General features: G+C 67.5%; 11 protein-coding genes and 1 other RNA gene. 1 reads left to right on the top strand and 11 read right to left on the bottom strand.

The window, feature by feature from the left end:
• Positions 1–25: 25 nt before the first annotated feature.
• The 9 genes from murG to mraZ are packed head-to-tail and all read right to left on the bottom strand — an operon-like array spanning position 26 to position 9,949.
• Positions 26–1,114 carry an undecaprenyldiphospho-muramoylpentapeptide beta-N-acetylglucosaminyltransferase gene (gene murG, locus CXG43_RS13300; protein ID WP_101100348.1) on the bottom strand — a complete coding sequence of 363 codons (1,089 nt, stop codon included), beginning with the start codon at positions 1,112–1,114 and terminating at the stop codon, positions 26–28.
• On the bottom strand, positions 1,111–2,457 hold the full coding sequence (ftsW, locus tag CXG43_RS13295; protein WP_101100347.1) for a putative lipid II flippase FtsW: 1,347 nt from the start codon (positions 2,455–2,457) through the stop codon (positions 1,111–1,113). The genes murG and ftsW overlap by 4 nt, the downstream gene beginning before the upstream one ends.
• Positions 2,457–3,542, bottom strand: coding sequence for a phospho-N-acetylmuramoyl-pentapeptide-transferase (gene mraY / locus CXG43_RS13290; protein WP_057507808.1), 1,086 nt, complete (start codon positions 3,540–3,542; stop codon positions 2,457–2,459). The genes ftsW and mraY overlap by 1 nt, the downstream gene beginning before the upstream one ends.
• Positions 3,532–4,926, bottom strand: a complete 1,395-nt coding sequence (gene murF / locus CXG43_RS13285) for a UDP-N-acetylmuramoyl-tripeptide--D-alanyl-D-alanine ligase (RefSeq protein ID WP_101100346.1) — start codon at positions 4,924–4,926, stop codon at positions 3,532–3,534. The genes mraY and murF overlap by 11 nt, the downstream gene beginning before the upstream one ends.
• A complete protein-coding gene (locus CXG43_RS13280) occupies positions 4,923–6,413 on the bottom strand; it encodes a UDP-N-acetylmuramoyl-L-alanyl-D-glutamate--2,6-diaminopimelate ligase (protein ID WP_101100345.1) in 1,491 nt (496 codons plus the stop codon). The genes murF and CXG43_RS13280 overlap by 4 nt, the downstream gene beginning before the upstream one ends.
• Positions 6,410–8,263 carry a penicillin-binding transpeptidase domain-containing protein gene (locus CXG43_RS13275; RefSeq protein WP_101100344.1) on the bottom strand — a complete coding sequence of 618 codons (1,854 nt, stop codon included), beginning with the start codon at positions 8,261–8,263 and terminating at the stop codon, positions 6,410–6,412. Before CXG43_RS13275 ends, CXG43_RS13280 begins: the two co-directional genes overlap by 4 nt.
• The gene (gene ftsL, locus CXG43_RS13270; protein WP_042613642.1) at positions 8,260–8,523 is read right to left on the bottom strand and encodes a cell division protein FtsL; all 264 of its coding nucleotides are present in this window, start codon (positions 8,521–8,523) and stop codon (positions 8,260–8,262) included. The genes CXG43_RS13275 and ftsL overlap by 4 nt, the downstream gene beginning before the upstream one ends.
• Entirely contained in the window at positions 8,520–9,488 is a 969-nt protein-coding gene (rsmH, locus tag CXG43_RS13265; RefSeq protein WP_101100362.1) for a 16S rRNA (cytosine(1402)-N(4))-methyltransferase RsmH, read from the bottom strand. The genes ftsL and rsmH overlap by 4 nt, the downstream gene beginning before the upstream one ends.
• A gap of 14 nt (positions 9,489–9,502) precedes the next feature.
• Positions 9,503–9,949, bottom strand: a complete 447-nt coding sequence (mraZ, locus tag CXG43_RS13260) for a division/cell wall cluster transcriptional repressor MraZ (RefSeq protein WP_042613641.1) — start codon at positions 9,947–9,949, stop codon at positions 9,503–9,505.
• A 324-nt stretch (positions 9,950–10,273) separates the two neighbouring features.
• Between mraZ and CXG43_RS13255 the strand changes: the two genes are divergently transcribed.
• Positions 10,274–11,029, top strand: a complete 756-nt coding sequence (locus CXG43_RS13255) for an NRDE family protein (RefSeq protein ID WP_101100343.1) — start codon at positions 10,274–10,276, stop codon at positions 11,027–11,029.
• A 56-nt stretch (positions 11,030–11,085) separates the two neighbouring features.
• Here the strand turns inward: CXG43_RS13255 and rnpB are convergent.
• Together rnpB and rsmI are read right to left on the bottom strand one after the other, a co-directional pair.
• An RNA gene (gene rnpB, locus CXG43_RS13250) (RNase P RNA component class A) lies at positions 11,086–11,434 on the bottom strand.
• Between the two features lie 46 nt (positions 11,435–11,480).
• On the bottom strand, positions 11,481–12,299 hold the full coding sequence (gene rsmI, locus CXG43_RS13245) for a 16S rRNA (cytidine(1402)-2'-O)-methyltransferase (protein ID WP_101100342.1): 819 nt from the start codon (positions 12,297–12,299) through the stop codon (positions 11,481–11,483).
• Positions 12,300–12,376 lie beyond the last annotated feature (77 nt).

Below are 12,376 nucleotides of genomic sequence, written 5' to 3'. Positions count from 1 at the left end.
TCGGCGCGGTGGCGCGGCACGTTGTTCATACAGCTTCCTCGAGGATGATGTCGGCGATGCGCTCTGCGGCATCGACCTTGGCCAGCGCACGTGCGGCTTTCGCCATCTGCATGCGGCGGGCGGGATTTTCGGATAGTTCACGCAACAGTGACGTGATGCCGCTGACCAGCGCGTCGCCCTGCTTCAACAGCACGGCCGCATCGCGCTCGACCAGGTACTCGGCATTGCGCGTCTGGTGGTCGTCGACGGCGGCCGGGAACGGCACCAGCACACTGCCCACGCCGACCGCGCACAGCTCGGCCAGGGTGGACGCGCCGGAACGGCAGACCACCACATCCGCCCACGCGAAGGCGTCGGCCATGTCGGCAATGAAAGGCGTGATCTCCGCCTCGACGCCGGCCTTGGCGTAGGCCTCCACAGCTTCGGCATGCATCTTCTCGCCGCTCTGGTGGCGCACGCTCACCGGGTACGCCGCACCCAGGGCGGCGATGGACTGCGGCACGCCGGTATTGAGTGCACGCGCACCCTGGCTGCCACCCACCACCAGCACACGCAGCGGGCCGCTGCGGCCGGCGAAGCGCTGTTCGGGTGGTGAGATGGCTGCGATCTCGGCACGCACCGGATTGCCGACCGCTTCTTCGCGCGCGGCGAAGCTGCCGGGGAAACCGGTCAGCACGCGCTGCGCGAAGCGCGACAGGAAGCGGTTGGTCATGCCCGGTGCACGGTTCTGTTCGTGCACCAGCAGCGGCAGGCCGTGCAGGCGCGCGGCCAGGCCACCGGGGCCGGAGGCATACCCGCCGAAGGCGATCACCGCGCGCGGATTGCGGTCACGCAGGATGAAACCGGCCTGGCGGATCGCACGCAGCAACCGCCACGGCGCGCCCAGCAGGGCCAGCTTGCCCTTGCCACGCAGGCCGGCGATGTCCAGCGTGTCGATCGGCAGGTCATGCTGCGGCACCAGGCGTGTTTCCATCTGCCCCACCGCGCCCAGCCAGGTCACCGGAACGCCGCGCGCGCGCAGCACGCGGGCCACGGCCAGGCCGGGAAAAATGTGCCCGCCGGTGCCACCGGCCAGGATCATCACCGGGCGATCGGCAGGAGCGCGGGCGCTCATGACAACCTCCCGAAGGTCGGTTCGATGCGCGTCTGCAGGCGGCTGGTGCCACGCGGGGCGGTTCCCTGCGCCGGTGCGTCCGGCCTGGTCTCCTGGCTGCTGGCAACGTTGGTCACGCGGCCCGGCACGGCGGCGGGCGCGGCGCCGGCCGGTGCGCGCACCACGTCCTCGCTGGCATCGTCTCCACCGCCCATGCGCACCGCGTGGCGGCGCTCGGCGCGGTCCAGTTCATAGGAAACGCGCAACAGCAGGCCCATCGCCACGCAGGTCATCAATACGCTGGAGCCACCCGAGGAGATCAACGGCAGGGTCAGGCCCTTGGTCGGCAGGATGCCCAGGTTGACGCCGATCGAGACGAAGCTCTGCATGCTGATCCACAGCCCGATGCCGAAGGCGATGTAGCCGGAGAAGTGGCGCTTCATTTCCACGCAGCGCATGCCCAGCCACATCGTCCGTCCCACCAGCAGCGCATACAGCGCCACGATCAGGCAGGTGCCGATGAAGCCCAGCTCTTCTGCGGTCACCGAGAAGATGAAGTCGGTATGCGCTTCGGGCAGGTAGTACAGCTTCTGCACCGAGTTGCCCAGGCCGACGCCGGTCCACTCGCCGCGGCCTACTGCCATCAGCGCGTTGGACAGCTGGTAGCCATCGCCCTGCTGGTCGGCCCACGGATCCAGGAAGGAGGTGATACGGCGCATGCGGTAGGGTTCGAAGATCGCCAGCGCGGTCATGCCGATCATCCCGAAGATGATCGGCATGGACATGCGCGGCATGTTGACCCCGCCCAGCACCAGCATGCCGGCGGTGATCGCCAGCAGCAGGGTGGACGAACCGAAGTCGGGCTGCAGCAGCATCAGCACCACCAGCGCACCGGCCACGCCGAGTGGCTTGAGCATCGCCGGCCAGGTGGCGTTGACCTCGTCGCGGAAGCGCACCAGATAGCTGGACAGCCACACGATGTACAGCACCTTGACCGCTTCAACGGTCTGGAATTTGGACACGCCCAGGTTGATCCAGCGCCGGGCGCCGTTGACGCTGCTGCCGAGGCCGGGGATGAACACCACGATCAGCAGCGCGAAGCAGCCCAGCAGCAGCAGCTGGTTGTACTGCTCGATGGTTTTCAGTTCGGTGCGCATGGCCAGCCCGGCCAGCACGATGCCCACCGCCAGGAAGATCAGGTGGCGGTTGAGGTAGTAGAACGGGCTGCTCATCAGCGCGATCGAGCTGGACGCGACCATCACCACGCCCAGCCCGGTCAGCGCGATGATCGCGCCGAGCAGCCACTTGTCGAAGTGGCCTCCGATGGCTTCAAGGCGTGTTGCCTGGCGCGACAGGTCATTCATCAGCGCACCTTCAACGTGGCCAGGCCGACCAGCACCAGCACCACCGAGATGATCCAGAAGCGCACGATCACGCGCGGCTCCGGCCAGCCCTTCAGTTCGAAGTGGTGGTGGATGGGGGCCATGCGGAACACCCGCTTGCCGGTCAGCTTGAACGAGGCGACCTGGATCATCACCGACAGCGTTTCAACCACGAACACGCCACCCATGATCACCAGCACCAGTTCCTGGCGCACGATCACCGCGATGGTGCCCAGCACCGCGCCCAGCGCCAGTGCGCCGATGTCACCCATGAACACCATGGCCGGATAGGTGTTGAACCACAGGAAGCCGAGGCCGGCGCCGGCAATCGCCGCGCAGATGATCACCAGTTCGCCCGCGCCCGGGATCTGCGGGATCTGCAGGTAGTTGGAGAACACCACGTTGCCCGATGCATAGGCGAACACGCCCAGCGCGCAGGCCACCAGCACGGTCGGCATGATCGCCAGGCCGTCCAGGCCGTCGGTCAGGTTGACCGCGTTGGAGAACCCGACGATCCAGAAATAGGCGATGGCCACGAAGCTGATGCCGGCCAGCGGCAGCGCCACCGATTTGAACATCGGGATGTAGAAGGTCAGCGCGGACGGCACGTCGGCGGTGAAGTACAGGAACAGGCCGGCGGCCAGGCCGAAGATCGACTGCAGCAGGTACTTGTAGCGTGACTTCAGGCCGTTGGGGTCGCGGCGCACGATCTTGATCCAGTCGTCGTACCAGCCGATGGCGCCGAAACAGATCATCACCGCCAGCACCAGCCACACGTAGCGGTTGCTCAGGTCGGCCCAGGCCAGCACCGCCAGGGTGACGGTCAGCAGGATCAGCGAGCCGCCCATGGTCGGCGTGCCGGCCTTGGCGAAGTGGGTCTGCGGGCCATCGGTGCGGATCGGCTGGCCACCCTTGAACTGGGCCAGCCGGCGGATCACCGCAGGGCCCATCCACAGCGACAGGAACAGCGCCGTCAACGCGGCCAGGATGGCGCGGAACGTCTGGTAGTTGAACAGCCCGAACGAGCTCTCCAGCTGCTGCAACCATCGAGCCAGTTCATACAACATGGGGGGCTTCCTCTCCTTGCGCGAGCAGCGCTTTCACGATCTTGTCCATGGCGCTGCCACGGGATCCCTTGACCAGGCAGCGCACGCCGGCATGCAGGTCGTCCTGCAGCGCGCGCGCCAGTGCGTCATGGGTTTGGAAATGCCGACCACCGTCGCCGAATGCAGCCGACGCGGCAGCGCTGAGCGGACCCAGCGTATACAGGCGCTTGATGCCGCCCTGGCGCGCGCGCTGGCCGGCCTGCGCATGCAGTGCCACCGCGTCCGGGCCGAGTTCGCGCATGTCGCCGAGCACCAGCCAGGCGTCCTGGCCACTGCTGGCCAGCGCATCGATCGCCGCCGCCAGCGAACCGGGATTGGCGTTGTAGCTGTCATCCACCAGCACCGCGCCGTTGGGCAGGCGGTGGGCGATCTGCCGGCCCGGCACCGGTTCGGTGACCGCCAGCGCGGCCACGATGTGCTGCAACGGAATACCTGCCGCCAGCGCCAGCGCGGTGGCTGCCAGCGCATTGCCGATGTTGTGGCGGCCCGGCAGCGGCAGCGCCACCTCCGCCTCGCCTGCCGGCGTGTGCAGGAGGAAATGGCTGCCTGCGGCATCGAAGCGGATCGCCGAGGCGGACACGTCCGCGCTGTGGTCCAGGCCGAAACGCAGCACACCACAACGCGGCGGGGTACCGATGAAATGCTGTTCAAACCACGGCGCGAAGGCGTCGTCGGCGTTGATCACCGCCACGCCATCGGCCGGCAGCGCGGCGTAGATCGCGCCCTTGGTGCTGGCCACGCCCTGCAGGCTGCCCATGCGTTCCAGGTGCGCGGCGGCGATGTTGTTCACCAGTGACCAGCGCGGACGCACGATGTCGGTCAGGTAGGCGATGTCTCCGGGTTTGCCGGCGCCCATTTCATAGACTGCGAAGTCGGCATCTTCCGGCGCTGCGATCACCGCCAGCGGCAGGCCGATCTCGTTGTTGAAGTTGCCCGGGTTGGCGTGCACCACCTTGTGTGCCACCTGCGCATGCTGGCGCAGGATATCCAGCAGCAGGGTCTTGACGCTGGTCTTGCCGTTGCTGCCGGTGATGGCGAACACGCCGGTGTTGCGATCACGCTGCATGCCGGCGGCGATGCGGGCAAGGGCCAGCTCGCTGTCGGCTACCAGCACCTGCGGCAGGTCCAGCGGCAGCAGGCGTTCAACCAGCAGCGCGCTGGCGCCGCGTGCCTGCGCGTCGGTGCCGAAATCGTGCCCGTCGAAGCGCTCCCCGCGCAGCGCCACGTACAGGCTGCCGGGGCTCATCTGCCGGGTGTCGTTGCTGATGGCATCGATGGCGACGTCATCGCCATGGATCTCGCCGCCGGCCCAATGCGCGATCAGCGAAAGCAGGGTGCGCCTCATGCCACTCCCTCCCCGTGCACACGTGAGGCCAACGCAGCGGCGGCCACGTCGGTGTCATCGAAGGCATGTCGGACGCCGTTGATTTCCTGGTAGGGCTCATGGCCCTTGCCGGCGACCAGCACGATATCGCCGTCGCCTGCCGCGGCTACCGCAGCGCCGATGGCGCGTGCGCGGTCACGCTGCACGACAACCGCAGACGCCGTGTGGAAGCCAGCGAGGATATCGGCCACGATGCGGTCGCCGTCTTCGCCGCGCGGGTTGTCGTCGGTCACGATCACCCGGTCAGCCAGGCGTTCGGCGATCGCAGCCATCTGCGGGCGCTTGCCTGCATCACGCTCGCCACCGCAGCCGAACACGCAGGCCAGCTGGCCGGCGACGTGGCCACGCAGGCTGGACAACGCCTGTTCCAGCGCATCCGGGGTATGTGCGTAATCGATGACCACGGTGGGCTCGCCCGCTGCGCCGCCAAGGCGGTTCATCCGCCCATGGATCGGCTGCAGCTGGCCCAGCACGCCAGCGATGGTGGCCAGCGGATGGCCCAGCGCATGCAGGGTGCCGGCCACGGCCAGCAGGTTGTCCACGTTGAAACGACCGAGCAGCGGCGAGCGCACGTCAGCGCTGTCTTCGTCGATCTGCAGGGCGAAGGCCAGCCCCTGCCCGTCCAGCACGATGTCGCACGCACGCACCGCAGCGCCAGCCGCACCGCGCGAGCTCACGCCGATCGCCTGCTGGCCGGCCGGCAGGCGCGCGCGCAGTTCGCGGCCGAAGCCATCGTCGAGGTTGACCACCGAGGCACGCAGGCCGGGGCGGTGGAACAACCGCTCCTTCGCTGCGCCATAGGTATGCATGTCGCCGTGGTAATCCAGATGGTCGCGGGTGAGGTTGGTGAACACCGCCACGTCGTAGTGCACCGCGTCCACGCGGCCCTGGTCGAGCGCGTGCGAACTGACTTCCATCGCTACTGCCTGTGCGCCGGCATCACGCAGCTCGGCCAGCAGGGCGTGCATCTGCAGCACCAGCGGGGTAGTGAAGCCGGTCGGCTGCACATCGCCGAACAGCCCGGCGCCGAGGGTGCCGATGCTGCCGCTGCGGGTGCCCAGCAGGTGCCAGGCCTGGGCCAGCAACTGCACGGTGGAGGTCTTGCCGTTGGTGCCGGTCACCCCGACCATGCGCATCGCGCGCGAAGGCGCGCCGTGGAACTGGTCGGCCATCGCGCCCATGCGCGCGCGCAGCCCGGGCACGGCGATGGCGTCGGCCGGTGCGGGCAGTTCCTGCGGCGCCGGTGGTTCGAACAGGATGGCCGAGGCGCCAGCGCCACGCGCCTGGTCGACGAAGCCGAGGCCATGCGCGCCAAAGCCGGCGATCGCCACGAAGGCATCGCCTGCACGGACCGCGCGGCTGTCCATCACCAGGCCGGTGATGGTCACATCGCGGCCTGCCAGGGCCAGATCGGGAAGCAGGGTCGACAGCAGCACGGAACGGCTCATTGCGTGCCTCCCGTCGGTGCGGAGGCAGGCGCAGGGGCCTGCGCGGCGGTCGGCAGCGCGGCATCGAATTCTGCGGCGGCATCGGCGGGCAGCACGGTATCGGCCGGTGGCGTCGGCAGCACCGAAGCAGAATGCCCGGTCTTGCCCGACTGCTGCGCCGTCAGCCAGGACTGGATGTCATCCGGCGGCACGTCCATCAGGCGCAGCGCACCGTCCATCACGTTATGGAATACCGGCGCCGAGACCAGCCCGCCGTAGTACTTGCCGGCCTGCGGATCGTTGATGACGATCACCGTGGCGAAGCGCGGGTTGCTGGCCGGCACCACGCCGGCGAACAGCGCGTTGTAATGGCCGCGTTCGTAGCCGCCGGGGCCGGCCTTGCGTGCGGTGCCGGTCTTGCCGGCCACGTGGTAGCCGAGTACCGCAGCCTGCTTGGCGCCGCCCTGGGTGACCACCGTTTCCATCATCGCCACCACTTCCTTGGCGACTTCCGCATCGACTACCTGGCGCGCTTCGTTGTGCTGGCCCTTGACGAAGGTCGGCGGAATCAGCCGGCCGCCGTTGCCCAGCGCCGAATACGCCGTGGCGATCTGCAACGGGGTCACCGACAGTCCGTAACCGTAGGACATGGTGGTCTTTGACGAACCGCTCCAGCGCGCCGGGCGCGGCAGCACACCACCGGATTCACCGGGGAAGCCACTGCCGGGGCGGCTGCCGTAGCCGAAGTTGTGCACCGAATCGTAGAACACCTGGTCGGTCATCTTGGCCACGACCTTGGCCGCGCCGACGTTCGAGCTGCGGGTGATCACGCCGGTGACGTTGAGCACGCCGTTGTTACGTGGCACGTCGCGGATGGTGTAACGCCCCAGCGACATGTAGCCGGGATTGGTGTCGATGATCGTGTCCTTGGTGACCACGCCGGCCTGCAGCGCGGACGCGATCGTCAGCGGCTTCATCGTCGAGCCCGGCTCGACCAGGTCGGTCACCGCGCGGTTGCGCCGCGTGTCCGGCACCGCGCCATCCAGCGAGTTCGGGTTGTAGGTGGGCAGGTTGACCATGGCCAGCACTTCGCCGGTGGCCACGTCCATGATCACGATCGAACCGCCCGCCGCCTTGTTGGCGATCAGCGCGTTGCGCAGCTCGCGGTAGGCCAGGAACTGGATCCGCCGGTCGATGCTCAGGGTCAGGTCCTTGCCCGGCGTGGCGGCACGCAGCAGATCGCTTTCCACCGTTTCGCCCTTGCGGTTGCGGATCACCCGCTTGGCACCGGGTTCGCCGCGCAGCCATTCGTCGAAGGCCAGCTCCAGCCCTTCCTGGCCGCGATCGTCGATGTTGGTGAAGCCGAGCACGTGGGCCATCGCCTCGCCCTGCGGGTAGAAGCGACGGAACTCGCGCTGTGCGGCAACACCGGGGATCTTCAGCGCGACCACTTTCTCCGCATCGTCCGGATTGATGCGACGACGCAGGTACATGAACTCTTTGTCCGCCTTCTGGCTCAGGCGGCTGCTCAGGTCGTCCACCGAAAGGCCCAGCGCAGTGGCTAGCTCCGGAATGCGGTCCGGCGTGCGCAGCAGTTCCTGCGGATTGACCCAGATCGAAGCGACCGGCGTGGAGACCGCCACCGGCTCGCCGTTGCGGTCGGTGATCATCCCGCGCGAGGTCTTGATCGGCAGTTCGCGCAGGTAGCGCGCCTCGCCCTGGCGCTGGTAGAAATCGCTGTTGATCAACTGCACGTAGGCGGCACGACCGACCAGCGAGACCGAACACAGCCCAAGCGCCAACGCGACCCAGCGCAGCCGCTGGCGCAGGTTGAAGGCGTTGCGGGGACGGTTGCGGCCGGTCTTGTTCATGGGCGGACCACCACCACGTCGGCGGCTTCCGGGAACTTCATGCCGAGCTTCTCACGCGCCACCTGGTCGACCCGGTTGGCCTCGGCCAGGGTGGCCTGTTCCAGCTGCAGCCGGCCGAACTCGATGTTCAGCTCATCGCGCACGCGCTCGGCACGGGCCAGCTCGATGAAGGTCTGGCGATGGCGATGGCGCACGAACACCACCCCGATCGCCGAAGCGACCGTGCAGGCCAGCAGCACGATCAGGATCAACCGGCTCATCCGGCGACCTCACGCTTCTGTGCCACGCGCAGCACCGCACTGCGCGCGCGCGGGTTGCCGGACAGTTCGTCGTCATTGGCCTTGATGGCGCCGCCGATGAGGTCCAGCGTAGGCACGAAGGCCTGCTGTTCGGGCAGGCGACGATTGCTCGGAGGCGCTTTGGCCAACCGGTTCATGTATTGCTTGACGATGCGGTCTTCCAGCGAATGGAAGCTGATCACGGCCAGCCGGCCACCCGGCTTGAGCCGTTGCACGGCCGCGTCCAGGCCGGCCTGGAGATCGGCCAGCTCGCGGTTGATATGGATGCGGATGGCCTGGAAGCTGCGGGTGGCAGGGTGAATCTTGTCCTTGCCGCGCGGCATCACCGAGGCGATCGCCTCGGCCAGTTCGGCGGTGCGGGCGAAAGGCTGCTTCTGCCGGCGGGCGACCAGCGCACGGGCGATGCGGCGGCTCTGGCGCTCTTCGCCATAAGTCCACAGCACGTCAGCGATCTCGGTGTCGTCCGCGCGTGCCAGCCACTGGGCCGCGCTTTCGCCGCTGTCCGGGTCCATCCGCATATCCAGCGGTCCGTCCTTGCCGAAGCTGAAACCGCGCTCGGCGACATCCAGCTGGGGCGAGGAGACGCCCAGGTCGAACAGCACCCCATCCAGGCCGGCGGCCGTCTGGTCCCACTGCAGCAGCTGGGCGAAGCTGCCACGGAAGATCGACACGCGCGGGTCCGGCGCGAAGTCGCGCTCGGCCACGGCGATCGCATCAGGATCCTTGTCCATGACCAGCAGGCGGCCGCCCTCACCGAGCTGTTCCAGCACGCCACGGGCATGACCGCCCCGTCCAAACGTGCCGTCCAGGTAGGTTCCGTCTTCGATCACCCTCAGGCCTTCAAGGACCTGGGTGTACAGCACCGGCAGATGACCCGCCGGCGACTGCGACACCGGGAGGTGACCGGTCTGCGCTGTTCCGCGCACCCGGGCACCCCGGCTCACAATTTCAGATCGAGAAGCCCATCGCCCAGATCCTCGTCAGACAACGTCTGCTGGATCAATGCGCGGTGTGCCTGCTCGCTCCACAGTTCAAATTTGTCACCCATGCCCAGCAATACCGCCTTTTTTTCGATACCCACCGCGCCGCGGTGGCTGGCGGGGATGCTGATGCGGCCATTGCCGTCCAGCTCCAGATGTGCGGCCGAACCGACCAGTTTCTGCTGCAGCAGGCGTACTACCCGCTGGGTGTTCGGCTTGGCCATGACGTCGTCACGGACGCGCTCCCATTCGGACTCGGCATACAGCCAGAGGCAGCCGGATTCGAACGGGTTGTAGGTCAGGACCAGGCGGTTGTTGCTCACGCGCGCGACGAGGTCGCGATGAACGGTCGGAACCGCCATGCGCCCTTTATCGTCAACTGTGATGGCCGTCTCGCCCTGAAACACGACGCGTGCACCTTTCCTTCAGCGTGATGAAACATTGAACCACGAAAAACCACAAAAGACCCGGTTTTCCCTCTGTTGCCCACCTTATCAGCGGTCAAAGGGTTGTCAACAACTTTTGGACAAGGAAATCACCTGTCCCATCAATAGCTTGCAGCGATCTTTAGAGACTTGTTCAAGGCTTATCCACAAGTGGCTGTTTCGTCTCAAATTTTCGGATTTCGCCGAAGTTCATGGGTGTGCAGAGGGCGTGAAGTCGCGCCCGCGCATTCATTGACCGTGCCGATTCCGTAGCAGGCGACTGCGCAAAACAGCACAATGCGGGGCATGTGCCTGCTTGCCCTGTCCTGGCTGCACCACCCGCGCTGGCGGCTGGTGATGGTCGGTAACCGCGATGAATTCCACGCTCGTCCAACCGCCGCACTGTCCCGCTGGACCGACACGCCGCAGGTGATGGGCGGGCGTGACCTGCGCTCAGGCGGCGGGTGGGCAGGGGTCGGTGCGGGCGCGCGGATGGCGGTGGTCACCAATGTGCGCGATCCGCTGGCGTCACAGACCGGGCCGTCGCGCGGCGCGCTGGTTGCCGATTACCTGCGCGGCAGCGCAGCGGCAGCCGTGCACGCCGACCGGCTGTCGCGCGTTGCCGCAACGTACGCCCCGTTCAACCTGCTGCTGGCAGACGCGCAGTCCGTGCAGTTCCTCGGCAACCATCCGCCCGAACAACAGCAGCTGGCAGCCGGCATCCACGGCCTGTCCAATGGCGCGCTGGACGCGCCATGGCCGAAGACGCGACGACTGATGGATGCGCTTGGGGCGTGGACCGATAGCGACACCTCGTCACTGGAGCCCTTGTGGACGGCCTTGGCCGATGAGCACCGGCCTGCCGATGCTGAGCTGCCGGACACCGGGATCGGACTGGAACGGGAACGCTGGCTCAGCCCGGCCTTCATCCGTGGCGACGACTACGGCACCCGCTCCAGCACCCTCATCCTGATCGACCACGATGGGCGGGGTGCCATCCACGAACGACGGTTCGGCCCGCAGGGCGTGGCCCTGGGCCAGGATCAGCTCGGTTTCCAATAACGCACGGGGCCCAAAGCCCCCTTTGGCAAAGGGGGCGCGGCGAATGCGATGGAAGGTGGCGGAGCCGGCCGATAAGCCGGGTTCTGTCGTGGACAGTCATTCCTCTAGGCGTTACGTCACCGCAACGCTCAAGCAACCTACCCGGACCCGACGCGGGCCGCGCCATGAGGTCCCTATTTGGTCTTGCTCCAGGTGGGGTTTGCCGTACCGGTCTGTTGCCAGACTCGCGGTGCGCTCTTACCGCACCATTTCACCCTTGCCACGCGCCCGAAGGCCGTTCGGCGGTATCTTTCTGTTGCACTTTCCGTCGGCTTGCGCCGCCCAGGCGTTACCTGGCACCTTGCCCTATGGAGCCCGGACTTTCCTCGGCATCCCGAAGGATGACGCGACTGTCTGGCCGACTCCGCCGCGTGCATTCTCCCACATCCGCCCATTTCCGGGGGCGCGATGATCAGCTGCCGTACAGCGCCTTGCGCGGGGCACCGGTCAGCTCGGCCGCCAGCTTGGCCGCAGTGGACGGCGGCAGGTGCTCGCTGAGGGTGGCGTACACGCGACGGCCTTGGGCCAGCTGTGCCTGCTCGTCATCGGCGGCGCCCTGCACCATCACCACGAACTCGCCCTTGCGCTGGTTCTCATCGGCATCCACCTGCTGCTGCAGGCTGTGCAGGTCACCGTCGAGCACGGTTTCGAACAGCTTGGTCAGCTCACGCGCCAGCACCGCCGGCCGCTCGCCGCCGAAGACCGCGGCCATGTCGGCGAGCGACTCGGTGATGCGGTGCGAGGATTCGTAGAACACCATCGTGCGCAGTTCCCCGGCCAGGCCCTGCAGCCGATCGCGACGTCCGCTGGCCTTGGCCGGCAGGAAGCCTTCGAAGGTGAAGCGATCACTGGGCAGGCCGGCCACGCTGAGTGCGGCAATGGCCGCGCACGCACCGGGAACCGGGCTGACCCGGATCCCGGCCTGGCGCGCCGCGCGCACCAGCCGGAAGCCCGGATCGCTGACCAGCGGGGTCCCGGCATCGCTGACCAGCGCCAGTGACTCGCCGGCCTGCAGGCGGGCCACGATGCGCTGCGCCAGCACCTCTTCGTTGTGGTCGTGCAGGGCCACCAGCGGTTGGGAGATGCCGAAATGGGACAGCAGCTGGCCGGTGCGCCGGGTGTCTTCGGCACAGATTGCCGCCACCGTGCGCAGCACCTCCTGCCCGCGTGGGCTCAGGTCGGCGAGGTTGCCGATCGGGGTGGCAACGACATACAGCGTGGCAACGGTCATTTCAGCGGCACTCCAAGGTCAAGGGTAGAATCCTAGCGTGTACCCGGCCAACGCCGCTGCCCCTCCTGCATGGACCC

This window comes from Stenotrophomonas sp. Bg11-02, from assembly GCF_002836635.1.
Lineage (GTDB): Bacteria > Pseudomonadota > Gammaproteobacteria > Xanthomonadales > Xanthomonadaceae > Stenotrophomonas > Stenotrophomonas lacuserhaii.
This window is presented reverse-complemented; position numbering and strand designations above follow the sequence as displayed.

What these genes read in the sequence shown, in the direction of transcription:
- murG (WP_101100348.1), bottom strand. Translation starts at nt 1,114, where the DNA reads ATGAGCGCCCGCGCTCCTGCCGATCGCCCGGTGATGATCCTGGCCGGT.
- ftsW (WP_101100347.1), bottom strand. Translation starts at nt 2,457, where the DNA reads ATGAATGACCTGTCGCGCCAGGCAACACGCCTTGAAGCCATCGGAGGC.
- mraY (WP_057507808.1), bottom strand. Translation starts at nt 3,542, where the DNA reads ATGTTGTATGAACTGGCTCGATGGTTGCAGCAGCTGGAGAGCTCGTTC.
- murF (WP_101100346.1), bottom strand. Translation starts at nt 4,926, where the DNA reads ATGAGGCGCACCCTGCTTTCGCTGATCGCGCATTGGGCCGGCGGCGAG.
- CXG43_RS13280 (WP_101100345.1), bottom strand. Translation starts at nt 6,413, where the DNA reads ATGAGCCGTTCCGTGCTGCTGTCGACCCTGCTTCCCGATCTGGCCCTG.
- CXG43_RS13275 (WP_101100344.1), bottom strand. Translation starts at nt 8,263, where the DNA reads ATGAACAAGACCGGCCGCAACCGTCCCCGCAACGCCTTCAACCTGCGC.
- ftsL (WP_042613642.1), bottom strand. Translation starts at nt 8,523, where the DNA reads ATGAGCCGGTTGATCCTGATCGTGCTGCTGGCCTGCACGGTCGCTTCG.
- CXG43_RS13255 (WP_101100343.1), top strand. Translation starts at nt 10,274, where the DNA reads ATGTGCCTGCTTGCCCTGTCCTGGCTGCACCACCCGCGCTGGCGGCTG.
- rsmI (WP_101100342.1), bottom strand. Translation starts at nt 12,299, where the DNA reads ATGACCGTTGCCACGCTGTATGTCGTTGCCACCCCGATCGGCAACCTC.